This is a genomic window from Acinetobacter sp. DL27, from assembly GCF_055810995.1.
In genome coordinates, this window is sequence record NZ_CM147947.1 from 1,253,648 (window position 1) to 1,279,502 (window position 25,855).

The following is a 25,855-nucleotide window of genomic DNA, read 5'->3' on the forward strand; positions in this document are numbered from 1 at the left end:
TTAAAAAGCCCTAATTATTTTGAGGTTTTGAGCGCAAAAGGAAGACGACATAGCCTTTAAAGTTTGTATCATTTTCAAGCTTTGATGGTCTATGCCACTGACCATGTTGAACAATGCCAATTTTGTAAGGCAGTTTCAGTGCTGAAACTTTTTTTAAATAAGCTGCATAGTTGGGGAGGGTGGTTGAACCTTGATAAGTTTGAATGACCAACTCGTCGATGGTCTTATTCAGGAGGTTTAAAGTCTCTTGGTTTGTCACATTGGTCCAGTCCATTAAACCCGTGATACTGAGTTGATAGTGCTGCGGTAATTGTTTTCTTAATTGACTTAAGAATAGGGCATATTGGTGAATATGTCTGGTTTTGGCATCGAAATCAATTTGTATGCCTTGAATATGATTCCCTGCATTTTCCCATTGCTGAATACGTTTTAGAATGTGTATAAGTTCTTGGCCCTGCCAGTCTAGATGATAATTACGAAAAACCAGCCACACCTTTTGCTGAGGAATTTTTAAGACACTTACGCCTTGCGGTATGAGCTTAGAGTGATGTGTTTGGGAATCTAAACGGATCTCACCTTGTAAAACATAAATTTCTTTAGCCGCATTTAGGTAAGGGGCAGATGAAATATTGCCCCAAATCCAAAACGCATCATAGTCTTTGGCATTTACCCGACTAGATGTTGAAGCTGACTGACTCGGCTGACAGGCCATGATGCTCAGCATACAGATCAACGTCATAACAACGGAAAAAATCTGCTTCAACATATAGTCTTACCAGTAATACTTTAAAGATTGTGCCCAAGAAGTACTTGGGTAGTCACGTTTAATGTGGTCGAACCATTGTTTACGGGTAGATTTTTCAACTTCTGCATCCTGACAGTCATTCATCCCGCTTGGTGAATAACACATGATTGAACGATAAAGCGCATAAGCTTTTAAATCGGGTACAGAACTGGATTTGATGATGTCTTTATACACTTGACCACGGGCAAAAATTGCACCTTGAAAGCTGGAAGTTTCTTTTTCTAAAGCGGTGACATAGCTTATGTTGTAGCCTTGAGTCGAGCGTGCATATTCGCCCAAACAAAGTCGGAGCTTTAAATCTTGAGGTGAATTTTCAAGTTTTTGAGTCAGACTGAATAAGTCAGGGCATTGAATTTGTGGCGTGATTTTTGTTCCTACCCAAATGAAATCACTGAAAGGCGGTTGGTTTTTATAATTTTTATATGTTTCTGAGTCATATTTATACTTCGCGGCATCTTGTGGTAGCAGTACAAAGGCTTGATTAAACAGTTTAAAGTTCTGATGTACCAATGACTTTTGCAAAGTTTTATATAAGGCTAAATTTTTTTGATCTGTATTTGATGCTTTGCTCTGTACAATTTGCATTAAGCTTTTTTCATTGGCTTCATTTTCAATAAAGCTTTTTTGCAATGCAGCTTGTTTGATTTTAGCATTTGAACCGATGAATACGTTTGCACTTTGCTGCTGAGCATAATGTGGATACAACATTAGCTCAAATAAGCCACGCTGTTCAATGGATTTTGATTGACTAAGCTGACCTTCCCAATACTGCTGTGCATTTTGAGTTTGTCCGAGTTTCTCTAAAATACGACCTTTTAACAATATTTGACTGAGTTGAAGGTAACTCTTGATTGCATTAGAGGAATGTTCTGGCAAATATTTTAAAGCTTCAGCTGGTTTGTTCTGCACAAAGAATAAGTGATTGGCTTGTAGGTATTGGAACAGTTCTGGCTGACTCTTAAATAGTGTTTTTTGGTTGTTGAGTTCAGACCAGCTTAAGACTTTATCTTCTGCTGATGTTGCCTGACGCATTTGCATTAAATCTGAAATGGTCAGAAAGAAGGGATCTTTTAGATTTTTTGCATTGAATGAGCGGCTTTGAAAAACATGGCGATCCATTTCAAAGGCTAGATTATCGAGCTCTAAATTATAGTATTTAGAATCAGGATGATTGATTTGCCATGCCAGTTCGTTGGTCAGGAGTTCGATATTTCCACTCAGCCAATAACAACGACGTAGTAAACCACGTGCGCTTGCCGCATATTTTCCCTCAGGGAAGCGTTTGAAGTAGGTAGTGATATGCTCATAGGTGTTTTTGAGTAAAGTCTGATCTACTTTATCGATTTTTAAGTCACCATATTCACCGACACCCGACTGATAGCTGTCATTGAGGCTGCTACGAATCAGCATATATTGCGATGTTTCTTTGATCCAAAGCTGATCAACCGTAGTTAATACTGAGTAAATTTTAGTAGCTGTGGAAAAGTTACTATTATAAAAGGCAATGGTTGCATTTAAATAAGACGCATACTGACGTGCTTGTATAGACCAGTTCGGATTGACTTGGATGAGGGCAAGATCACGGTCACAGGCTGAGATATTTTGTCTTTCTTGAATCAGTAAATCTTTTTCCGCTTTGCTAAGATTTTTGTCGGTTTTTACCTGCTGGGTAAATTGATCCGCACCATTGTCTAGACTACTGCAATGTTCTTGGTAGGGTGTTTTTTCATTGCTTGGTTTTAATCGGGCATTCGGTCGTTTATTGGTTGCGCTTCCAAACAATGTTTTAGCCGCAAATGGTACGTTGCTATATTCAGTTTCCCAAAGCGGATTATTTGGCTGATTAAAATTCAATTTGGCCAAACCCATGTCGCTCAGAAGTAAGAGCATATTGGTTTGATTGTCATTGGCGGGCGTGAGCGCAGGCAAATTGTCACAGGCTGTATAGGCATTGGTTTGAATGTTGGTCGATGGATAGCAAGAAACATCAAAACCAGAAAAACTGTGTGTGCTATAAGCAAGAGTGATAGGGAATAGACTAATAAAAATAGATTTTTTAAAAAATTGTGATGGCATTTTCATTGCAGAGTATGAGTTATTGTTGTGTCTGCTATGGTAACAATTTAAAGACTAGACTTAAATATTGAATAAGTTGAAATAAAAAAAAGATAGAGAGAACTCTATCTTTTTTAAAACAGCGGCAAATGTGGAGCAGGTGAGACATAGCTAAAACTAAAACTAAAACTTAATGCAGTAATTAAAATCACTGAATATAAGAAATAGCGTTTTGCCCAAACCTGATCATTTTCAGCTTTAAAACCAATGATTGATAAATATACCCAATAAGCACAGAGTGCGTTAAAGGTGATAAGAAAAAACATATTGGTATAGCCAAAACAATACAAGCCATTTAACACTGCAGCAAACAGCAAGACATAAATCAAGCTTTCAACTTTCGTGCGGAAAATTGAACGTGCTACAGGTAAAATTGGAATGCCTGCATTTTTATAGTCGTCAAAGCGGTATACCGCAATTCCCCATGAATGAGGCATTTGCCAAAGTGCATATGCTAAGAAAAGCAACAATGCGGCAACATCAAATTCATTGGTCACAGCTGTATAGCCGATCACTGGTGGACTAGCACCAGAAATACTTCCAATCACGGTTTGGTGAATGGATGTGCGTTTGCTCCATAGACTATAAAAAATCACATAAACCACAAAGCCAAGTACAGCAAAGCCAAAGGCATAAGCATTAACAAAGAACCAGAGTAGGGCGAAACCTAATATTCCAAGCGCAGCAGAAAATGCCAAAGCTACGGAAGGACTGATGGTTTTTTTAACTAATGCACGGTTCATCGTCCGTTCCATCTTTTGATCAATATCTTGATCAATGACGTTATTGACGACACAGCCAGAAGCAACAACTAGTGTTGTACCAAGTAGAGTGATGAGAAGGGGGAGGAAATCTACAGACCCCTGAGCGGCTAAAAAGAAGCCGCCCAGAGTGGTAACGAAGTTACCAAAGAGAATTCCTGGTTTAGTCAGGAATAAATACTTTTTCAACATGACGATCAGTTTAGATCATCATGTTGTAGTGTAAGTAGTTCATAATCCATACAGAGCCGACTAGAAGTACAGCAATACAAAGTACTGTATAGATAAATGCAATCACGTTCCAACGTTGCTCTGAAGATGAGTTCATGTGCAAGAAGTAAACTAATTGAACTAGAACCTGAGCAACCGCTGTAATTGCGATAACCGCCATAACAATACCGCGACCAAAACCACCAGCCATTACCATACCGAATGGAATTACGGTCAGGATAACTGAAAGGATAAAGCCGATCGTGTATTGCTTGGTGTTACCGTGTGAAGCACCAGCTGAGTTATGATCGTGACTCATTATAGAACTCCCATCAAGTAAACTACGCTGAATACACAGATCCAAACGATGTCAAGGAAGTGCCAGAACAAGCTTAGGCAAGCAAGACGACGAGTGTTTGGAAGAGTCAAACCATTTTTCTTGATCTGAATCATCAAAATGATCATCCATACCAAACCTGAAGTTACGTGAATACCGTGCGTACCTACTAAAGTAAAGAACGACGATAAAAACGCACTTACGCTTGGACCGTGGCCAGCATGAACTAAGTGATTAAACTCATATAGTTCCATGCCGATGAATGAAGCACCGAATAACCAAGTGATCGCTAACCAAGTTAAAACTTGGTTGACGTTCTTTTTGTATGCAGCAAGAACCGCAAAACCAAAAGTTACAGAAGAGATCAAGAGGGCGAAAGTTTCAGTTAAAACGAAACCTAAAGACTCACCGAATAATTCTTTTGCACTTGGTGTACCCATAGGCACATGGCTACTTAAAACAGCGAATGCAATGAAGAGTGTACCGAATAGAATCAAGTCACTCATCAAATAAGTCCAAAAACCAAAGACGGTGATATCAGTATCATCGTGGTGGTGATGCTCATCGTGTCCGTGGTTTTCGTGATGAAGTACGTCAGCCATTGTCTTAGTCCTTCTTCAAATGTTTTTCAAGAATCGCGTAACGTTCATTTTCAATACGCTCAACTTCAGCAGCAGGAACATAGTAGTCCACTTTCTTCGTGAACGAAGACGCGATGAAGCTGATAATAGCAGCGATGAACGTCACAACAACTAACCACCAGATATGCCAGATTAAACCAAAGCCCATAACAGTAATGAACATGGCAATCACAACACCAGCAGCACGATTCGTTGGCATATGAATGTCTTCGTATGAAGTAGGTTTCGCATATGCTACGCCATTCTCTTTGTCATTCCAGAACGTATCAATACCATTGATTGTTGGAAGGTGAGCAAAGTTGTAGAACGGAGCAGGAGACGAAGTCGCCCATTCAAGTGTACGACCATCCCATGGATCGCCTGTAAGGTCGAGGTTGTCGTTGCGTTGTAAGTAACCAACAACAATCTGCATAACGAAACATGCAATACCAATCGCGACTAACACAGAACCGAAGAATGCAATAGCAATGTACGGATCCCATTCAGGGTTGTCATATGTATTCAAACGACGAGTCATACCCATGAAACCAAGGATATAAAGTGGCATGAATGCAAAGTAGAAACCGAAGAACCAGAACCAGAACGCAGCTTTACCCCATGCTTCATTGAGCTTCCAACCAAACATTTTCGGCCAGTAGAAAATGATGCCGGCAAACATACCAAACACCACACCACCGATAATTACGTTATGGAAGTGAGCAATCAAGAACAATGAGTTGTGTACAAGGAAGTCCGCAGGTGGAACCGCCATTAATACACCAGTTAAACCGCCAATACCGAATGTTACAAGGAAGCCAAGCGTCCATAACATAGGAGTAGTGAAGGTGATACGACCCTTATACATTGTGAATAACCAAGAGAAGATTTTCACACCAGTAGGAATCGCAATAACCATGGTCATGATACCGAAGAACGCATTCACGTTCGCACCAGCACCCATGGTGAAGAAGTGGTGAAGCCATACTACGAACGCAAGTACTGTGATCGCAATTGTTGCATACACCATTGATTTGTAACCGAACAACGTTTTACGAGAGAACGTTGATACAACTTCAGAGTAAATACCAAATGCTGGTAATACTAAGATGTAAACTTCTGGGTGACCCCATGTCCAAATCAAGTTTACATACAACATTGGGCTACCACCCATGTCATTTGTAAAGAAGTGGAAACCGAAGTAACGGTCAAGCGTTAACATTGCAATTGTTGCTGTTAACACTGGGAATGACGCAATGATCAATACCGCTGTACACAAAGATGTCCAAGTAAAGATCGGCATGTCCATAAGTGACATACCCGGTGCGCGCATTTTAATGATGGTAACGAAGAAGTTAACACCCGTTAATAGCGTACCTAAACCTGAAATCTGAAGTGCCCAGATATAGTAGTCCACACCCACGCCTGGAGAGTATTCGATACCTGAAAGAGGAGGATAAGCCATCCAACCTGTTGCAGCGAATTCACCAATTGCAAGAGAAGCCATCATTAAGCCTGCAGCACCAGCAAATAACCAGAAGCTTAGAGAGTTTAATAATGGGAAGGCAACGTCACGTGCACCAATTTGAAGTGGTACAGAGATGTTCATTAAGCCAACAACTAGACCCATTGCTACGAAGAAGATCATGATTACACCGTGTGCGGTGAAGATCTGATCGTAGTGTTCTGGGTGTAAATAACCTTCACCGCCACCTTTTGCAAGGAACAGTTGAAGACGCATCATAATCGCATCGGCGAAACCACGCAAAAGCATGATGATCGATACGAAAAGATACATGATACCAATTTTTTTATGGTCGACTGATGTGAACCATTCGTTCCACAAGTAGCCCCATTTTTTAAAGTAGGTAATACCAGCAACAACTGCGATACCACCTAAGATCATCATTGCAACTGTGACCAGTACAATTGGATCGTGCGGAATAACGTCCGGACCTAACTTACCTAAGAAGCTCATGTCTTATTCCCCTACAACTGATGAAGCAGGTTCAACAGCGGCATGTGCTTCAGATGAAGCAGCCCCGTGAGCACCCGCAGTCGCTGAGTGATCAGCACCGTGATAGTTGCTCATATATTTGCTGATGACTGACTTAAACAAGCCTTCCTCTACAGAAGAGTAGTAAGTCACAGGGTGTGGCTTAGTTGGATAAGGCTTCATTGCCTCAGCAGCAGCCTTCTCTTCAGGAGTTTTTGCTTTTGAAATCAAAACTTCAATTTGGTGTTTACCACGGTTACCGTCACGTAAAGACTCAAATTCAGCTTGATCTAAAATTGTTTTTTGTACAGCTTTAGGATTAATGCTTGTACCGTTACCTGCTTTAACTGCAGCAACCCATTCAGCGAATTGAGCGTCAGTTACAGAGTGAGCACGGAAGCGCATTTGCGAGAAGCCGTAGCCTGAATAGTTTGAAGAGAAACCGCGGTAGCCTTCAGCTGGGCTAGTTCCATCTGCTAACAAATTCAAGTGCGTTTGCATGCCTGCCATTGCATAAATTTGACCACCTAACGCAGGGATGAAGAACGAGTTCATCGTGAAGTTAGAGGTAATTTTAAGTGCAACTGGAGTTTTTTCAGGGAAACGAATTTCGTTAACCGTCGCAATGTTAAGATCAGGGTAAATGAAGATCCATTTAAACTGTTCTGCAATGACTTGAATATTTACAGGTGCTTTATCAGATTCGAGCGGGCGGTAAGGGTCATACTTGTGTGAACCCCACCAAGTTAACCAAGCCAGAATACCAATAATAATGACAGGAATACCCCAAACTACAATTTCAATTGCAGTAGAGTGTGCCCATGTAGGTTTATAGTCTGCATCTTTATTCGACGCGCGATATTTCCAACCAAACCATAATGCCATTACGACTGATGGAATAACCACCAATAGCATTAAATAGATCGCAGTCATCATTAAGTCAGATTGACCTTGTGCAACTGGACCTTTTGAGTTTAGAAGTACCATATCACCACCACACCCAGTTAAGAGCGCGGCGATCGCAGATAAAGACAATACAGCTAAAATCGTTTGTCTCATTTTACAACCTCGGTGAAGAGTCCCATTCCCTAATAAAATTGGGATAGCGATTAAAGTGTCGCATGATTGAAAAGTTTCTTTTTAAGTCTAAAAACACTTCTCAATCATAAGACACCGCTACGTTGTAGGGCATTATGCCTCATATCGACAAACTAAGCTATACGTAAAGATGCTTTAAATGACTGTTATAAAAACCGATTTTTTCACTCGGAATTTTATAATTTATTTATGGATTTATTTTGAATATCAATAAACTGCGGAAAACTGAGGTGAGCCAAACCTCAGCTTAAATATGGTCAAATTACTGCTTAATGACCTTGGTTTTTGCCAGCTTATCGTGCAAAGTTTGACGCTTTGCAGTTAAACCAAAGACGTGATCGGCGATGGTAATAAACGGCATGAACAGCATATTGAGCACAATAAAGACAACGCTGCGTAATGTGAATACACGCAAAAGGCTGACTTTTTCGTTGGTTTCAACGTCTACAATTTTAATTTTGGTGATTTTTTTACCAATGCTTTGGCCACTTTTGGCTAAGAAAAAGGCCTGTATGCCGAGCATAATCAGCAGGTAAATTCCCATGGTGGTCCATGCTTCAGTTGGAATCAAACTGAACAGTTGTGCTTGCAGTTCACTGGCCTGAGTTGCTGTGGTGGCAGCTTGCATTTTTTGCTGAATTTCAGTGAGTTCACCAAATTTATCTGCTTGTAAAAAGAACGAGGGAATCGCAGCGGCAGGGAGCCAAAGAAGTAAATCAATGACTTTGGCTAAGACACGTGTGCCTATTGATGCCAGTTCAGGTTGAGCAACTTTCGCCGCTGTACGGTTTGGTTGTGAAAATTGATTTGGCGTATGCATTGGCTCAGGAATAGGGGGCTGAGGTTGATAACCTACAGGTTCATACGCCAGTTTTCCTTGGGTGAGTTCACCTAAAGCTTTCCATTCAGTCATACCCTGATGCCAAACTAAATCCGTCAATAAAACTTGTTGGCTTGCGAGCATCTGATTCAACTGCTCTAAGGTATATGGACCGGCTTGTTGATTATTTCGTGCCAAGTAAATCTGCATATAAACTTAATCTCAAAATATAAATTGGGATATTTAAATAATAAATGTATTTGTTTTAAGATTAAAAACAAATAAAAAAATCTATGATAAAACATGCGGATAGTCTAGAGAATTTCAAGCTGAAATTAACCAAAACTACACAAAATGCAGGACAGTGTAGCAAGGATTATGCTGCTTCTTCTAGCTTTATCGCAATGCGATCTCTTCTCAATCAAGATGTTGCTGCATGAGTATCAAACTTAGTCTAAATTTTTGCATCAATACGCTTGTTTTAATGCGGATACGTTGAAAGAGTGGATATAAAAAAAGACCCACAAAAGGGTCTTTTTTTTAGGATCAAAAGTTAAGCTTTTTGAACTTTTTCTTCTGCAAGGAAGAACCAAGTGTCTAATACTGAGTCAGGGTTAAGTGATACAGATTCGATACCTTGTTCCATAAGCCATTGCGCAAGATCTGGGTGATCTGATGGGCCTTGACCACAGATGCCCACATATTTACCTGCTTTACGGCATGCATGAATTGCCATAGAAAGAAGTGCTTTTACGGCTGGATCACGTTCATCAAATAGGTGAGACACAATACCAGAGTCGCGGTCTAGACCAAGTGTTAACTGGGTTAAGTCGTTTGAGCCGATAGAGAAGCCATCGAAGTGTTCAAGGAACTGTTCAGCCAATAATGCGTTCGTTGGTAACTCGCACATCATGATCACTTTCAGACCATTTTCACCACGTTTCAGACCGTTTAACGCCAATAATTCAATTACGCGTTTCGCTTCGTGTACAGTACGTACGAAAGGAATCATGATTTGAATGTTGGTTAAGCCCATTTCGTCACGTGCTTTTTTCAACGCGCGGCATTCTAATTCGAAGCAGTCACGGAAGTTGTCAGACACATAACGACTTGCACCACGGAAGCCCAACATTGGGTTTTCTTCTTCAGGTTCGTATAATTTACCACCGATCAAGTTTGCATATTCATTTGACTTAAAGTCAGACATACGAACGATCACAGGTTTGTCTGCAAATGCTGCAGCAAGGGTAGAAATACCTTCAACCAGTTTTTCAACATAGAATTCGATTGGCGATGCATAACCTGCTGTACGCGCCATGACCGCAGCACGAGTTTCACGTGGCAAGCTGTCAATGTTCAACAATGCTTTAGGGTGAACACCGATCATACGGTTAATGATGAACTCAAGACGTGCAAGGCCAATCCCTTCATTTGGAATTTGTGCAAAGTCAAATGCGCGGTCAGGGTTACCGACGTTCATCATTACTTTGAACGGAAGCTCTGGCATAGATTCGATTGAATTGGTTTGAATCTCAAAATCTAAAGAACCTTCGTAGATGAAACCTGTATCACCTTCTGCACATGAAACAGTTACTTCTTGGCCGTCTACTAGAACTTCAGTTGCATTACCACAACCGACGATTGCTGGAACACCCAATTCACGCGCAATAATCGCTGCGTGACAAGTACGACCACCACGGTTAGTGACAATTGCAGCGGCACGCTTCATTACTGGTTCCCAGTCTGGGTCAGTCATGTCAGATACAAGCACGTCACCGTCTTGTACTTTGTCCATTTCTTTAATAGACGTAACAATACGTACTTTACCAGAACCGATACGTTGACCGATTGAACGACCTTCACAAATCACAGTGCCTTTTTGTTTCAAAAGGTAGCGTTCCATGGTACCGACGTTTTCACGACTTTTCACAGTTTCAGGACGGGCTTGAACGATATAAATTTGACCGTCATCGCCATCTTTTGCCCACTCGATGTCCATTGGAGAACCATAATGGTTTTCAATGATCAGCGCTTGTTTTGCAAGTTCTTGTAGTTCGTGGTCGTTTAATGCGAATTGTTGACGCTCTTGTTTTTCAACATCAACCACAACAACTGATTTACCTGCCGATGCTTCTTCGCCATAAATCATTTTTTGGTGTTTAGAACCAAGATTACGACGGAGTACAGCGTGCTTGCCTGCATTTAAAAGGGGTTTAGAGAGGTAGAATTCGTCAGGGTTTACTGCACCTTGAACAACCATTTCACCCAAACCATAAGATGCAGTGATGAAGACTACGTCACGGAAACCTGATTCAGTGTCGAGTGTAAACATTACACCTGCTGCACCAGTTTCAGAGCGAACCATACGCTGAATACCAGCAGATAAAGCCACAACATCATGCGCAAAGTTTTGGTGTACGCGGTAAGAGATTGCACGGTCGTTATACAGTGATGCAAATACTTCTTTGATCGCGATCAATACGTTGTCGATACCGCGAATGTTTAAGAAGGTTTCTTGTTGGCCTGCAAAAGAAGCATCTGGTAAATCTTCTGCTGTCGCAGAAGAACGAACGGCAACCGCGATGTCTGGGTTGCCGTTTGAAAGCTCTGCAAATGCTTTACGTACTTCTTGTTCGAGTTCTGCCGTAAGTGGAGTATCTACAATCCATTGGCGAATTTTCGCGCCTGTTTCAGCAAGAGCATTTACATCATCAACATTGAGGACTTTTAACTCTGCATTGATTTTAGCGTTTAGGCCACTTTGCTCGAGAAATTCACGATATGCTTGAGCTGTAGTAGCAAAGCCACCTGGTACAGATACACCTGCATTTGATAGGTGGCTGATCATTTCACCTAAAGATGAGTTTTTCCCACCTACAAGTTCAACGTCGTGTTTCCCTAATTTTTCTAGACCAATTACGCGCGCTTCCAAAGTTGTTACTCCACTTTTGCAGTATTTAATCACTATCTTGGCATCAGATTATAACAAATCTACTTAGCTTTTTGATTTTACTAAGCGACAGTCATGTAAGATCGGTTTACTATAAAGATTATATAGCACTAAGACAAATTTTTGAGGAGAATTTTAATGTCAGGAAGTAAACAATTTAAGCGGAGTGTTTTTTTTGTATCTGATGGTACTGCAATTACCGCTGAAACCCTTGGGCACTCGCTATTGGCGCAGTTTCCAAATGTTGACTTTGACATTCATATTATTCCTTATATTAGCTCTGAAGAAGCTGCTACAAATGTGGTTGCTGAGATCAATTTAAGGGCGCAACAAGACGGACAAAAGCCACTGGTTTTTGACACTTTAGTCGACCCGTACGTGCGTGACATTATTAATACTGCAAATGCTATAAATCTTGATGTATTTGAAGGGCTTATTAGTAAATTGTCTGAAGAGTTAGGGACACCCCCTACAACTTTAGTCGGACAGACCCATGCGGTGACCGATTCGGAGTCTTATAAAGCACGTATTGATGCGGTGCATTTTGCTTTAGATAACGATGACGGTGCACGTACACGCCACTATGACAAGGCTGACCTGATTCTGATTGGGGTATCCCGTTCAGGTAAAACACCGACGTCAATTTATTTGTCATTACAGTTTGGTATTCGTGTTGCAAACTATCCTTTGACCGAAGAAGACTTAGATGACAACCGTTTACCTGCGGTACTTCGCGCGCATAAACAGAAGCTTTTTGGTTTGATGATTGATGCTGAACGTCTTGTTGCTATTCGCTCTGAACGTAAAGCCAATAGTCGTTATGCAAGCTTCAGCCAGTGCCAAATGGAGCTTCGCGCAATTGAAGGGATTTATATTTCTGAAGGGATTAAATACTTAAATGTCTCGGAAATGTCGATTGAAGAAATTTCAACCCGTGTACTCCAAATGACGGGTTTAAAACGTCGCATTGGTTGATATTGTCATTACATTATAAAGCGTCATATTGATGATGCTTTATAATGTCGATCAATATAAAAATACAGATTAGATCAAATGAAAATAATATCAAAATGCCTATTGGGTTTATGTTGTTTTGCTCATTTTAATATGGCTTTATATGCGCAAAATATATCAATTCAACACGCTGAGCAGGCTATTGATCAAAAATATGCAGCGCTAGATTTTTATGCGGTGAATCGGCAGATCGAAAATGATGTGATTGATTTAATCCGTGAAAATGCAGAAAGTTATGCTTATTCTTTCCCCAAATTGACTGAAAATCTTAGACTAAAGATTAATGCCTCGCCGGACCAATTGCTTAAATTCTATACCTTTGATGTAGGCGGTGGCGGTACTATGGGTGAATTTTCATCCTATGTGCAGATGAAATCGAGTACGTCCACTAAACTTCAGCCTTTAGAAACAGGCTATATTTTAAAGATTGACCAAGTGAAATTGGGTGCACAGCCGATTTATCTGATTCAAAGTTATTACAAAGGCGATAGTTGTCACGGTCTCTATCAAATTCAAGCCTTTAAAATGCATGCCCAAGCTTTGACAGCAACACCAATTTTCCAGACCAAAAACCAGCAACTAAGTTCGATTGAAGTAGATTATGACTGTCATTATGACGAAGAGCAGCGCGGTTCATATATTCGTGTTTCAAAAGACTTAAACAAGATTGATATCACTTTATTAGATCAAAACAGCCAACCGACTGGAAAATACTTACGTTATCAGCGCTCAAATACAGGCTATCGGTATACAGGTGTGACGAAATAAACAACGGGTAAGTGGGTAAAACTTACCCTATACGGTTAATGGCTATAGGTGGTAATGATCACATCGACTGGATATTCGGCGCTATCTAAACTTTGAATATCATATTCTCGGATTTTGACGATTGGCCAAGTGATTAGCTTACAGTTGTCGCGCTGTAGGGCATGATAATAATGATCGGACTTAAAAAATTTAAGTTTATCTGCAGCGGAATTAGGTTTAAGTTGGTGTCTAAGCCATGGGTCTTGAACTTGGGTTTCTAAAAAGCGTAAAGCCAGTAGGCATTTGATCCGTGTATTAAATAGGCGTCGGTTCTTAATAACCAGTGGATGTTGGATTAAGCGCTGAATTCCGCGTTCCGTTTTCGGCAAGATGAATTGCGGTGCGTTTTGAAAAACATAGACTGATTGAGCGACCTGACAAATTGACTCGAGTGCAGTTACTGTATGTTGGTTGGTACCAATAATCGCGACACGTTGCTCAGAAAAAGTATGTTGTTTAATTTCTGAAGCAGCAATCAGTTGCCCTTTAAAATGCTGAAAATATTCGGGATGGTTTTGAAATAAACCAGATACGTTGTCTGTTGAATGCAAATTGACCATGCTCGATCCTTAATTGTTTTTTATCGTCTTTCCTTAATTTATTATTTTTAGTGCTTTTGCTCTAAAAAGGCAAAGTGATAAATTGTCTGAGCAGTCACGCTAACTTTAGTCTAGACATAGCAGCAGTTTTTGCAGAGTTTTGAGGATCTTTTAGATATCGGCTGAGATTTTTATTATTCATTTATGCACGTCGCCTTATGGGTATGTATTAATACGCATAAGGCGATTCACTTCATTTGTACTTAGCTATTTTTGATCTGCATGAGACGTTCAAAGTTTTCTAAACGTTTGTCCGTGTCATAGATGTCACAGGTGAAAATGAACTCATCGACATCATATTCTAAAAGAAGTTGTTTCAAACCTTCTTTCACTGTGCCATTGGAGCCGATTTGCGCCATGGCATAAAAACTGTCTACTGACATTTTTTCCGCAGGTGACCATAGACCGTCCATGCTGGCAATTGGTGCTTTTAACTTTAAACTTTGACCGCGCATGAGACCTAAAACCCGTTGGTAGGCACTGGTCGCTAGATATTCAGCTTCAGCATCGGTTTCAGCAACGACCGTCGGGACGCCCATAGACACATAAGGTTTGGATAAGTATTCAGATGGTTCAAAGTTTTCACGATAGAGTTGAATCGCTTGTTTCAGCATACGCGGTGCAAAGTGTGATGCAAAAGAGTAGGGAAGACCGAGTCTTGCAGCCAGTTGTGCACTAAATAAGCTTGAACCGAGTAGCCATACAGGAACATGTGTCCCTTGCCCCGGAGTTGCAATGATGCGTTGATTTGGCTCAGCGTCTTTAAAGTAATGTAAAATTTCTAAAACATCTTGTGGGAACTGATCTTCAGTTTCTTGACGGCCACGGCGAAGTGCGCGCATGGTCACTTGATCTGTACCCGGTGCTCGACCTAAACCTAATTCAATCCGGTTTGGATAGAGTGTCGCAAGCGTACCGAATTGCTCTGCCACGATCAGTGGGGCATGGTTTGGGAGCATGATACCGCCAGAGCCCACTTTTAAAGTTGAGGTATTCGCGAGTAAATAGCCGAGTAGCACCGCAGTTGCAGAGCTGGCAATACCATCCATATTATGATGTTCTGCAAGCCAAAGTCGGCTATAGCCTAAACGCTCAGCTTGTTGGGCCAGTTTTAAGCTATGCTGTAGAGTGAGTTGTACAGTTTGATCTTCGCGGACAGGAGCTAATTCTAGAATAGAAAATTGAGTCTCGGACAACGTGCGCATTCTACTTCTCAGTTTTGTTTTATATATCGAAATAATACGATATAACTGTTATTTTGTATATCGATTTTATTCGATATTCTGGTTGTTTTATATAAGATATTGATTTAAAAATAAAACTAAATATCTATTCAACATCGTTGATCCGCACCAGCCACACATGCGTTTAAAGCAAAAAGAAGTAAGCTACTGCATCGCAGAGACGATACAGTGTCTTTTTTGAGTGTAGTTGTCAGATAAATAAAAAGCACCCGAAGGTGCTCTTTTATTTGAAAATGTTTTATGGGTGCTTAACGTTTCCCGTTTTTGTACCAGCCCAAGTGACGGCCATTGTCACCATGGTAGTTGCGATCATTATACTTATAATTGTTGTTACGGTAGCCGCGGCTGTCATAACGACGATCATAACGGTCATCGTAACGGTCATCGTAACGGCGGTCATATTCATCATCGTAACGACGGTCTTCAGAGACTTTTTTACCTAGAACTGCACCACCCGCTGAACCTAGACCTGCACCAATATACCCACCATTGGTACCGCCCATGTTTTTACCTACGGTATAACCACCAGCACCACCGAGTGCTCCACCAATGATTGCACCATTACGGTCACGTTTGTTGGCTGAAGCGGCTGCACCTGCACCACCACCAATGGCAGAACCAATCATAGCGCCTGTTTGTCCACCCATTTGATTACCAATCGCGGCACCGACAACACCACCTAATGCAGACGTTAGTGCAGTATTGGTTGTATTACCTGCATATGTCGTGGTCATCGTTAATGCTGAAGCTGCAATTACGGTACTCATTAAAATTGATTTAATTTTCATTTTTAAACTCCTAAGAGCATGTCTATTTTGTCTTGATTTCACTTTAGCGAAACATGTTGGAAGAATAATGAAGACAAACTTTATCGAAACCGTTGCTTTGGTAAGTGCTGTGTAACGACTCTTCGTATTTTCTACCAGTTCGGCTGCTGTGTGTTGCGTCTAAATCTGTGCCATAAAAAAGCACCCGAAGGTGCTTTCAATGACATCTTTACGATACGGTCAATTAGTGGTGTTTGCGGTGTTTCTTTTTCCATTTTTTACTTTGGTAAGAATCATATTGTTTGTCTTTTGAGATTTTGTTGCCGAGTGCTGCACCGCCCGCTGCACCTAATGCAGAACCAACGTAACCACCATTGGTGCCGCCCATGCTTTTACCTACGGTATAGCCCGCACCACCACCGATGGCACCGCCAATAGCAGATTCAGTACGGTGACGTTTGTCACTTGCAACTGCTGCACCACCCGCGCCACCTAATGCTGCGCCAATAGTTGCACCAGTTGTGCCGCCCATGTTTTTACCAATTGCTGTCCCTGCAACACTACCTAAAGCACTTGCTGCCGCAACGCGAGTTGTGCTGTCTGCATATGCAGTTGCAGTAAACATAGATGCCGTTGCTAATGTTGCTGACATTAAAAGTGTATTTAGTTTCATGTGTTTCTCCATGTCCAACATTGGTTGAACTGTCGTACTTTTTTCGATGTGGCTAATGTAACAAAAAGATTCCAGTTAATTGTGGAGAGTTAAAACTAAATTGAAACCCATTGGTTTCTTGTTTGTATCAGTTTTATTACAAATGTGAATAAGCAGAATGAAATTTATCCAAAATCATGCAAATGTGGATAAACCTAGGAGTGATGCAGTTCACACTCTGAATTTTGAGCTGAAATGACCTATTTAAAAGCTGTATATGAAATAAGCTTTTTTGCATTTTTTGAGTGTTAGTAAGTGCATAAACACGCTTTAAAAGTGTATCAATCCACTGAGGCGTATAAAGTAAACGTCGCTCAGGATTGAATAAAGATGTTCTTTGCGTGATAGAGCCGTTAAACTAAGCGCAAATTTTTTGGTGCTGTGAAACTGTATTGCAGCCTTTATATTGAGATATTTTCCTAATGAAAGAATCGTTACGTTTACGATTAGATCAACTTTCTGACCGTCACGAAGAATTAACAGCATTACTTGCAGATGTAGAAGTCATTTCGGATAACAAACGCTTTCGTCAGTTGTCACGTGAACATAGTGATTTAAGCGAAATCACAGAAGTTTGGACCAAGTATAAACAAGCTGAAGCTGATATTGAAACGGCTGAAGCAATGCTGTCAGATCCTGATTTTAAGGAAATGGCTGTTGAAGAAATTAAAGAAAATAAAGCCATTATTGCGTCTTTAGAAGCTGATTTAAATATCTTAATGATTCCGAAAGATCCAAATGATGCGAACTCTGCATATTTGGAAATTCGAGCGGGAACAGGCGGTGATGAAGCTGCTATTTTCTCGGGTGACTTATACCGTATGTATACTAAGTATGCTGAATCACAAGGCTGGCGTATTGAAGTGTTGTCTGAAAATGAAGGCGAACACGGTGGTTATAAAGAAATTATTTGTTTGGTGAATGGTGAGGGCGTTTACGGCCGCTTGAAGTTTGAAAGTGGCGCGCACCGTGTACAACGTGTACCTGCAACGGAGTCTCAGGGGCGTGTACATACTTCGGCGTGTACCGTTGCGATTTTGCCTGAAATTGATGTCGATACAACGGTTGAGATTAATGCATCAGACTTACGTATTGATACCTACCGTGCCTCAGGTGCGGGTGGTCAGCACATCAACAAAACCGATTCGGCTGTGCGTATTACCCACATTCCAACAGGAACGGTGGTGGAATGTCAGGAAGAGCGTTCGCAGCATAAAAACAAAGCCAAAGCGATGGCTTTACTTGCTTCACGTTTGGAAAATGCAAAACGTGCAGCAGCTGATGCTGCAACTTCTGAAATGCGCCGTGACTTGGTCGGCTCAGGTGATCGTTCAGAACGTATCCGTACCTATAACTACCCGCAAGGTCGTATGACCGATCACCGTATTAACTTAACTTTATACAAGTTAGACGCGGTTATGGAAGGCGATTTAACTGAACTATTAGATAGCTTACATCGTGAATATCAAGCAGATCAGCTTGCGATGCTTGCACAGCAGAATGGTGGATAATGAATATTGCCCAAGCTTTGGCTTTACGTGGTGAAGCCGAGAGTTACGAACGTCAAGAGAACGCATGGTTGCTGGAACACATAACCAAAATTGATTCTTTTGATTTGGTTATGAAAAAAGACCAAGTCTTGACCGATGAACAAGAGCAAGCCTATGTTGCTGCCTTGGCACGCATTGAAGCAGGTGAACCTTTGGCTTATGTGACAGGTTCTCAGCCGTTTTGGACGCTAGATCTGATTGTCACGCCTGACACCTTAGTGCCACGTCCAGATACCGAAGTACTGGTTGAAACTGTACTACGTTTAGACTTACCTGAAGATGCCCGCATTGTCGATTTAGGCACGGGGACGGGGGCGGTTGCGCTTTCATTGGCCAGTGAGCGAGACACGTGGGACATCACGGCTACAGATATTTATGAGCCGACTTTAGCCGTTGCCCAGCAAAATGCAGAAAAGCATGACTTAAATGATGTGACTTTTGTGTGTGGCAGTTGGTTTGCACCGCTAAATCGAAAGTTTTTTGATGTGATTGTCTCGAACCCGCCGTACATCGATGCTGATGATGCCCACATGCAAGACTTAGCAACTGAGCCTGAACGTGCTCTAGTTGCGGCAGATCATGGTTTGGCTGATTTGAAAGTTATTATCCAGCAAGGTAAAAAGCATTTAACTCTTGATGGCTGGGTGGTACTTGAGCATGGTTATGATCAAGGTGACGCTGTACAGAAAATCTTTAAAGAAGCGGGCTATAAACAAGTCCGTACGGTGAAAGATTATGGTGGAAATGACCGCGTCACTTTAGGGCAGTGGACACAATAATTTTTTTGTTCTCTTCAAAATAAAAGCGCATTCGATGCGCTTTTATTTTTTCTACCTTATGTTCCAAATACGTCACGCCAACGCAGTAGCCAAGTCTCGATGGCTTTCATGATGCTATCACTGAGTTTTCCGAGCACGGCTAAAAGAATAATCGCTAAGATCACAATATCAGGACGTGAAGTTTCTCGGCCATCACTCAGTAAGTAGCCTATGCCTTGTGTCGCTGCAATGAGTTCTGCGGCAATCATAAACATCCATGCCAAACTTAAACTGTTGCGCAGTCCCGTTAAGATCCCTGGAGATGCTGCAGGCAAAATAATCTGTTGTACTTGCTGCCAGTATTTCAGTCGATAGACTCGTGCGACTTCGATGAGCTTGCGATCAACCCCTTTAATCGCTGCGACCGTGTTGGTATAGGTCGGAAAAAATGCGCCAATTGCAATTAGGGTAATTTTCGATGCTTCATCAATTCCCAACCACAGTAAAAGTAGAGGAATCCACGCTAAGCTCGGGATGGATTTGATCGCTGAAAAACTGGGTTCTAAAAACGCTTCAACCTGTTTATTGAGTCCCACTAAAATCGCAAACATTAAAGCCAGAGCACTCCCAATAAAAAATCCTAAAAACACCCGCCATGTACTGGTCCAGACATGCATCCATAAATCTGCCTGCCATAAACCTAGAAAGGTTTGCCATAGACTACTGGGAGCAGGCAATAAATAAGGTTCAATAAAACCAGCACGGACTAGATATTCACAAGCAATCAGTAAGAGCGCTGGAAGGGTGATCGCTTTGAGAACACTCTTCAATTTCAACTGAAATGAGGAACTCTTTTTCACTTCAATAGGGGTGAAAGAGCTCGCGACTGACTTAGCCATTATTTGCTTACAGCCTTTTGTGCATATTGTGGTTTAAACAACTGAGTCACGACTTGATTAACATTAGTTCCTTTGCGAACTAAGTCTTCTTCATTCAAAATGCCGCCAGACTTTTGTAATGCGGCAATCTGTTTGGCTGATGGAATGTTTTGATCAAAGTTGGTACGGCTTAATTGTAATTTTGCGACATTCAACGGCAGTTTGGACTCGCGTGCCAGTAACTCCGCCAGTTTCTCTGGGTTAGCTTTGGCCCATTTACGTGCTTGCTCATAAGCTTTAATCACTGCTTCAATGGCTTCGGGACTTTGCTGAGTAAAAGACTCTTTGACACTGAGTACGCTATAACTGTTAAACCCAATATTTCGATACAGCAGTTTTGCGCCAGACTGCACTTGTGCCGATGCCATCAGTGGATCTAAGCCTGCCCAAGCATCGACTTGACCACGTTCTAAAGCTGTTTTGCCATCTGGATGTTGTAAATGGACCAGTTGTACATCACGTTTATTTAGACCCACTGTATCCAGCGCTTGTAAGGTAAATAGAAATGGATCTGTGCCTTTGGTTGCGGCAATTTTTTTTCCTTTTAAGTCTTTTAGGCTTTTAATTTGGGAGTTTTTAGCAACCACCAAAGCGGTCCATTCAGGTTGGCTTTGGATATAAACGGTATTGATTGGACTGCCGTTGGCACGACTAAGTACGGCTGCAAGCCCTGCGGTTGAAGCAAAATCGACACTACCACTATTTAAATATTCCAGTGAACGGTTACTGCCTTGGCTAAACACCCATTTAATTTCAGTTTTAGGTAAGGCTTTTTCTAACAGTTTTTGTTCTTTCACTACGAGGCTGGTTGGTGCGTAGTAGGCATAATCAAGTTTGAGCGTGTTTGGAATAGCGGCATTGGCATAAGAACCGATCAGACCTAAAATCAGTGAAGTGCTCAGTAGTTTAAAGTTTTTCATGTTGCATCATTTAAATAAGTTCATTTGTGGGTTCTTTTAACCTTATGTATGCGAAAAATAAAAAAAGAAAAATGGATAACAAAATATTAAATTGAAATAAGCAGATAATCTTAATTTAAGCATCTGAATTTTAATAACTTTATTGAGATTTATGTAGTTTTTGAAGTATAGAATAACTTTAAAAAAGCATAGAATAATTTCTTCTTATATGAAGATTGCATAACTAAATCATTCATTTTGAATGTAAAAAAGCGACTGTAATAGTCGCTTTTTTAAGGGGGTTGCAAGCTTACATAGGATAGTCTTGTAAGCTGTCAAACACTTCAACTTGCTCTAAAGCATCAGTTTCAAGTGCAAGACAAAGTGTCACAATTTTCTTTAGATCAGCTAAATATTGTTCATCTTTAAACGATGCACCTAACTGCAGGGCTTGAATACGGTCAGCGCTAATATCCAACGCTTGAGCAGCTTCAATCGCATTAACTTCATTAAAAAATGCAGTAACAGCATGATTTAATTCAAGGTCTGATGCATTGAGAATACCTTGATCCAATTGCTCTTCAAATTGTGGGGTAGGAGACTGCAAAGCTTGAGTAAAGTTTTGCACCAGACGTTGATCGAGAACATCAATCATTTTAAGCATGTCATAACCTTTAAAAGAAATAAGGTGATTAAACAGGGGGAGTACAGCCAGAAAATAAGCATTAAAGAATGCTTTAAAATTGGTTGAAAAATAATCCATTTTGGAACTTTTTGCAAATAGATTCCGATAAATGAAAGATTGATTTGTTAAGTAAATGAAAAGATTAAATTTATTAAATTGAGAGCATGTTTACATTTTACACTACTGTTGCAATGGACTCGGATTGATCAAAAAGAAGTATTCAATGCGGACTATCGATGGACTTCAATTGAAAAGTTATTAGAATTATTTTTAAAATATTGAAAAGTAATAACTTGTTAATATCTTTGTTGCAATGATCTTTATTTTACGCATCACTGATGCGAACTCAAAACATTGTGGAATTGCTATTTATAAGGACATGCTAAAGCAACATGAGGTATATCACCTTGCTTTAGCTGTCTTTGTTTGATGTGAAGAATGATGAACGTTTAAGCCACTAGTTAAAGTGCTTTTGCCTCAGTTGTTCTAGACGGAGTTGATATTGCTGCTGCCATGCACTTTCAGCTAAGTTTTGTTTTTGCTGGTCCATTTCTTGGTTGAGAGCAGCAAGTTCAGATTGATAACTGGCGATCTGTTGTTGCTGACGAGCAACTTGTTGTTCGCGTTCAGCCAACTGCGCTGCTTCTTTGCCTGAAAAGTAGCTGTTACGAATTTGTTGGGTAATTTCTTGTTGCTGCATTGGGTCGGTGACGCCAATTAAAGCCAATTTAAGGGCTTTATCATAACTACCACTTTGACCATCAATATTTTTGCTCGGGTTTTTATATTGTTGCTGTAATTGCGCGAGTTCACTCAGCCGTTGTTGTAAGGTCATTTGCGGTGCGCGGCTCAAGAGCTCACCATAAGCAAACTGATAGCTGGCAAATTCTTTTTCTTCAGCAAAGCCGAGTTGTGTTTCTTGCTTACCTAAAGTCTGTTCACGTAAGTTCCAAATCTCCTGATAACGCTGTTGTGGTGTCATTTGTGTGGACATGGTTTTAGCTTGCATTTCTTTTTCGTACAGTGGTAGGCGTTCTATCAATTGTTTTAAAGTCTGGGCAAACTGCTGATCTGGATATTCGTCCAATACCTGTTTTAATAAGGCCTGACAGTTGGTATCGGGGCAGTTTTGTTGTAACTGGTTTAATAATTGTGTGATATTGCCCGGATTTTTTTGAAAGAGTTGAATGATTTTTTGGATGGATTCTTGTTGCTGTTGTTGCTGCATTTTTGACTCGTCATTGTTTGCAGCAGCAAGCTTCTCTTGCAAACTGCTGGGTTGAGCAGTCTCCGTAAGGGACGGTGAGGACGCCTGAGTTTGACCCGATGTGGCATATGATGAGCCAAGGCCCAACCATATCACCACACCGATCACCAATACACTCAGCACCAAAGCGATAAGCCCAAAGCGCTTCATTGTTCTTCCTTATGGGTTGTATTGGAATTGACCCATTACTGGGAAGTGGTCAGATAAGTCCCAAGTCATAAATACGGGGTCGGCAGCCGAGCGAAGAATGCGGACATCATTACGTGCTTGCATAGGCTGACGGTGGTTATTGGATGACACCACGTAGTCTAAATACTCTACGGTAGAGCCGCCAGTGAGTCCTGCACCTGCGAGTTTATTCACTCGTGGATCGAAGGTCGATTCGGTATATCCGGTGCTGACTGGGACCGTACCATTCAAGTTGATTTGCATTTGCGCATAATCTTGCGGCCACAGGAGTTTGTTGACATTAAAGTCACCGCCCATAAGTACTGCATCAAATGACGGGATATTTTGCTTATCGACCAAAGCGCGGATTTGCTTAAATTGTTGCTGGCGCATATCACGTGCCGCGTCGGTATCAAACGATGCGGTATGCGTGGAGGTCACATGATAGGCTTTGCCATTCTTGAGGATTTCAGCATAAATCACGCCTTTATCTGCAAAACAGTCAATGCCTGTACAGCTTGGGTAAATAAAATGATCCGTTTTTACAATTGGATGGCGACTTGCAACCAATATGCCGCTGTCATAGATATTGAAACCTGAACCGATTGGAATATAAGTTTGGTACGGATATTCCTGCGCTAATTTGGCCAACATGGCGGTACGACCAGAAGCAAAGGTTTCTTGGAATAAGATTGCATCGTAGCCTTTTAGGTTTTGCGGCAGTTGCTCTAAACGCGAATCAATTTTACTTGCCACTAAAGGAAGAGCATAAATATTGTAGGTTAAAACTTTAAACTCATCGGCACTGCTGACAACGGGTTCTGGCACGGTATTTTGATGGATAGTGTAGTGGAAGTCGTCATAACCACCAGTGTATTCAGCTTTAAAAGCAGTCTGCGCCGCTTTTCCTGCATAATTGGTGTTGAAGCGCTGAATGTTACGGTCGTTGAACCATGGTGCAGAGAAATCACTGCCAGATGCAGAGTGTTTAATATCACTGCCAGACCAAGTGCCAGTCATGGATTGCTTCAGGGTGACACTTGAACCACCGCCTGTAATCACGGTATCAAAATTATAGGTTTGACCTGACTTTACCCCAGTATAACGGTTATAACGCAGTACACGTTTGGTTTCATAAGGTGCAATTTGGGTGGCTTCTTGAGCCCATTGACTCCCCTGAGTTAAGGTGCGTGTGCCGTGATGATTAACATTGACGGATACCGTTTCAGGGGTGGTATTGGTCACATAAATGTATGAGTCGGCTATCGCTTGCTGACTGCATAGCAATAATGATAACCATCCGATATTTTTCATTAAGTTTTTATTTAATTGGGTGCTCATGTGTTCCCTCCATGATGTTTTTATTCAATATTGTGTAAAACAATATGACGAGATCACTATGGCAGGTAATTTTTTTAAGTCAGTGACAAAGTGCGACAGCACCCTGATTTTCCGATGAATGAGCATCAAAAATTCAATTTAATTTATAAGCTCTGTTGACATTTCATTTGGCAAATCAAAACCAACGTTAGAACAATTGAATGATAAGGTTTGACTTGAACGAGAAAATTTTATGGGTTGGTTATTTGTTATGTAGAAAGAGCAAGAGTGTCTTGTAGTTGCCTATATCAATCGACTGAAGTTAAGCGTCCTTATTTTGACGATAAGCGCCGGGGCTGACGCCTGTCCATTTTTTAAAAGCACGATGGAAAGCACTCGGATCATGAAAATTGAGTTCAGTGCTAATGTCTTGTAATGATACTTGGCTGTTACTGAGTAGCTCAATCGCCATATCACGGCGTATATCATTTTTGAGCTGTTGATAACTGAAACCTTCACTTTTCAGTCGACGCTGAATAGTTGCCTCAGACATATTGAAATGATGGGCAATTTCAGACAGTTCCAGCCACTGGATCGGGGGGTCTTGCATTAAATAGCGACGAATTTGGACACTGGTTGAATGTGGGTTTTTATAACGGGTCAGTAAAATATGTGGGGTTTGCTGAATAAATTGATACCACGATTTGCTGTCCTGTTTTATGGGCATTTTTAAATAATTTGCATCGAACTGAATATAGTTTTCAGCCATTTGATACTGGATATTTTCACAAAAACGAACTTTGTAGTCGATGTCATCTGTAGGTGCATCACATTTGAGTTGAATTTGATTCAAAATCACCCGTTGACCCACTAGCCAACACATTAGGGCATGAATCAGCATGATGTAAGTTGCGTAACTAAACATACGCTTGGGCTGTTGTCGTTCATAAATCACAATATAGGCATAATGCTCTTGCACCATGAGTTGACTGCTAAAGTCGTCTAGTACCAGATTCATAAACTGCAAAATATGCTGAATGGCTTGGTCGAGCTGGGTGGTGTGTAATAGTGATTTAGATAAAAACTGAAAACTGCCACGGCGCATAGCATGGCGATCCATCCCAAAGAACTCATCATTCATGACATTGGCCAGTTCAGTCCAGAGCTGTGCATATTGATTGACTGAGACTCGTGCTTTTGCCGCACTTAATAGTTCGCTATTGATGCCTGCATTTTTCAAAATATCAGCAACTGTATATCCCTGCTTTTCAGCTTCAAACAATGCTTCGTGTACCAAAGCAATCGAAATGGAATCTTTCTGGGCGTTTGCATGTTCCGATGCAGTCATAGTGGCTTCCATATTTTTATTGTGCATTTTGAGCATTGTCCAAAACCATCATGGAAGATGCAATATTTGG

The 25,855-nt window shown here is 41.0% G+C and carries 23 protein-coding genes; 4 read left to right on the forward strand and 19 right to left on the reverse strand.

Annotated elements, in window-relative coordinates; genetic code table 11:
* Window positions 1–10: 10 nt before the first annotated feature.
* The 9 genes from AC0KVP_RS06050 to ppsA form a co-directional block, all read right to left on the reverse strand.
* Window positions 11–766: a DUF3142 domain-containing protein gene (locus AC0KVP_RS06050; RefSeq protein WP_473339635.1), complete on the reverse strand. Its 756-nt coding sequence runs from the start codon at window positions 764–766 to the stop codon at window positions 11–13.
* A 6-nt stretch (window positions 767–772) separates the two neighbouring features.
* Window positions 773–2,887, reverse strand: a complete 2,115-nt coding sequence (locus tag AC0KVP_RS06055; protein WP_473339636.1) for a PA5441 family protein — start codon at window positions 2,885–2,887, stop codon at window positions 773–775.
* Window positions 2,888–2,994: 107 nt separating this feature from the next.
* Entirely contained in the window at window positions 2,995–3,873 is an 879-nt protein-coding gene (cyoE, locus tag AC0KVP_RS06060; RefSeq protein WP_473339638.1) for a heme o synthase, read from the reverse strand.
* Between the two features lie 10 nt (window positions 3,874–3,883).
* Window positions 3,884–4,213, reverse strand: a complete 330-nt coding sequence (locus tag AC0KVP_RS06065; protein WP_026056475.1) for a cytochrome o ubiquinol oxidase subunit IV — start codon at window positions 4,211–4,213, stop codon at window positions 3,884–3,886.
* Window positions 4,210–4,830, reverse strand: coding sequence for a cytochrome o ubiquinol oxidase subunit III (gene cyoC, locus AC0KVP_RS06070; RefSeq protein ID WP_004696446.1), 621 nt, complete (start codon window positions 4,828–4,830; stop codon window positions 4,210–4,212). Before cyoC ends, AC0KVP_RS06065 begins: the two co-directional genes overlap by 4 nt.
* A 4-nt stretch (window positions 4,831–4,834) precedes the next feature.
* Window positions 4,835–6,823: a cytochrome o ubiquinol oxidase subunit I gene (cyoB, locus tag AC0KVP_RS06075; protein WP_473339640.1), complete on the reverse strand. Its 1,989-nt coding sequence runs from the start codon at window positions 6,821–6,823 to the stop codon at window positions 4,835–4,837.
* A 3-nt stretch (window positions 6,824–6,826) separates the two neighbouring features.
* Entirely contained in the window at window positions 6,827–7,900 is a 1,074-nt protein-coding gene (gene cyoA / locus AC0KVP_RS06080; protein ID WP_004696450.1) for a ubiquinol oxidase subunit II, read from the reverse strand.
* 301 nt (window positions 7,901–8,201) lie between these two features.
* A complete protein-coding gene (locus AC0KVP_RS06085) occupies window positions 8,202–8,969 on the reverse strand; it encodes an RDD family protein (RefSeq protein WP_473339644.1) in 768 nt (255 codons plus the stop codon).
* A 343-nt stretch (window positions 8,970–9,312) separates the two neighbouring features.
* Window positions 9,313–11,691: a phosphoenolpyruvate synthase gene (gene ppsA, locus AC0KVP_RS06090; protein ID WP_004982030.1), complete on the reverse strand. Its 2,379-nt coding sequence runs from the start codon at window positions 11,689–11,691 to the stop codon at window positions 9,313–9,315.
* Between the two features lie 156 nt (window positions 11,692–11,847).
* Here ppsA and ppsR point away from each other — a divergent pair, with 156 nt between their 5' ends.
* Entirely contained in the window at window positions 11,848–12,684 is an 837-nt protein-coding gene (gene ppsR, locus AC0KVP_RS06095) for a posphoenolpyruvate synthetase regulatory kinase/phosphorylase PpsR (protein ID WP_005400687.1), read from the forward strand.
* Window positions 12,685–12,816: 132 nt separating this feature from the next.
* Window positions 12,817–13,491 carry a hypothetical protein gene (locus tag AC0KVP_RS06100; RefSeq protein ID WP_473339647.1) on the forward strand — a complete coding sequence of 225 codons (675 nt, stop codon included), beginning with the start codon at window positions 12,817–12,819 and terminating at the stop codon, window positions 13,489–13,491.
* Between the two features lie 35 nt (window positions 13,492–13,526).
* Here the strand turns inward: AC0KVP_RS06100 and AC0KVP_RS06105 are convergent, their stop codons facing one another.
* The 4 genes from AC0KVP_RS06105 to AC0KVP_RS06120 form a co-directional block, all read right to left on the reverse strand.
* A complete protein-coding gene (locus tag AC0KVP_RS06105) occupies window positions 13,527–14,090 on the reverse strand; it encodes an NAD(P)/FAD-dependent oxidoreductase (protein WP_224468882.1) in 564 nt (187 codons plus the stop codon).
* 242 nt (window positions 14,091–14,332) lie between these two features.
* Window positions 14,333–15,334 carry an LLM class flavin-dependent oxidoreductase gene (locus AC0KVP_RS06110; protein WP_058869861.1) on the reverse strand — a complete coding sequence of 334 codons (1,002 nt, stop codon included), beginning with the start codon at window positions 15,332–15,334 and terminating at the stop codon, window positions 14,333–14,335.
* 287 nt (window positions 15,335–15,621) lie between these two features.
* The gene (locus tag AC0KVP_RS06115; RefSeq protein ID WP_224468884.1) at window positions 15,622–16,161 is read right to left on the reverse strand and encodes a hypothetical protein; all 540 of its coding nucleotides are present in this window, start codon (window positions 16,159–16,161) and stop codon (window positions 15,622–15,624) included.
* 223 nt (window positions 16,162–16,384) lie between these two features.
* On the reverse strand, window positions 16,385–16,813 hold the full coding sequence (locus AC0KVP_RS06120) for a glycine zipper domain-containing protein (RefSeq protein ID WP_224468886.1): 429 nt from the start codon (window positions 16,811–16,813) through the stop codon (window positions 16,385–16,387).
* 461 nt (window positions 16,814–17,274) lie between these two features.
* On the opposite strand from AC0KVP_RS06120, the gene prfA reads away from it, so the two are divergent.
* Both prfA and prmC read left to right on the forward strand, forming a co-directional pair.
* On the forward strand, window positions 17,275–18,363 hold the full coding sequence (prfA, locus tag AC0KVP_RS06125) for a peptide chain release factor 1 (RefSeq protein ID WP_004982013.1): 1,089 nt from the start codon (window positions 17,275–17,277) through the stop codon (window positions 18,361–18,363).
* Window positions 18,363–19,181 carry a peptide chain release factor N(5)-glutamine methyltransferase gene (gene prmC, locus AC0KVP_RS06130; RefSeq protein WP_126037063.1) on the forward strand — a complete coding sequence of 273 codons (819 nt, stop codon included), beginning with the start codon at window positions 18,363–18,365 and terminating at the stop codon, window positions 19,179–19,181. The genes prfA and prmC overlap by 1 nt, the downstream gene beginning before the upstream one ends.
* 56 nt (window positions 19,182–19,237) lie before the next feature.
* On the opposite strand, the gene AC0KVP_RS06135 is transcribed toward prmC, so the two are convergent.
* The 6 genes from AC0KVP_RS06135 to AC0KVP_RS06160 all read right to left on the reverse strand — a co-directional run bounded on the left by AC0KVP_RS06135 (window position 19,238) and on the right by AC0KVP_RS06160 (window position 25,785).
* A complete protein-coding gene (locus AC0KVP_RS06135; RefSeq protein WP_473339655.1) occupies window positions 19,238–20,059 on the reverse strand; it encodes an ABC transporter permease in 822 nt (273 codons plus the stop codon).
* Window positions 20,059–21,018, reverse strand: coding sequence for an aliphatic sulfonate ABC transporter substrate-binding protein (locus AC0KVP_RS06140; RefSeq protein WP_473339657.1), 960 nt, complete (start codon window positions 21,016–21,018; stop codon window positions 20,059–20,061). Before AC0KVP_RS06140 ends, AC0KVP_RS06135 begins: the two co-directional genes overlap by 1 nt.
* Before the next feature lie 289 nt (window positions 21,019–21,307).
* On the reverse strand, window positions 21,308–21,661 hold the full coding sequence (locus AC0KVP_RS06145) for a hypothetical protein (RefSeq protein ID WP_029575052.1): 354 nt from the start codon (window positions 21,659–21,661) through the stop codon (window positions 21,308–21,310).
* Window positions 21,662–22,139: 478 nt separating this feature from the next.
* Window positions 22,140–23,099: a hypothetical protein gene (locus AC0KVP_RS06150; RefSeq protein WP_473339660.1), complete on the reverse strand. Its 960-nt coding sequence runs from the start codon at window positions 23,097–23,099 to the stop codon at window positions 22,140–22,142.
* A 9-nt stretch (window positions 23,100–23,108) separates the two neighbouring features.
* Window positions 23,109–24,431 carry a sphingomyelin phosphodiesterase gene (locus tag AC0KVP_RS06155; RefSeq protein WP_332476939.1) on the reverse strand — a complete coding sequence of 441 codons (1,323 nt, stop codon included), beginning with the start codon at window positions 24,429–24,431 and terminating at the stop codon, window positions 23,109–23,111.
* Window positions 24,432–24,759: 328 nt separating this feature from the next.
* On the reverse strand, window positions 24,760–25,785 hold the full coding sequence (locus AC0KVP_RS06160) for an AraC family transcriptional regulator (protein WP_473340436.1): 1,026 nt from the start codon (window positions 25,783–25,785) through the stop codon (window positions 24,760–24,762).
* Between the last annotated feature and the right edge of the window lie 70 nt (window positions 25,786–25,855).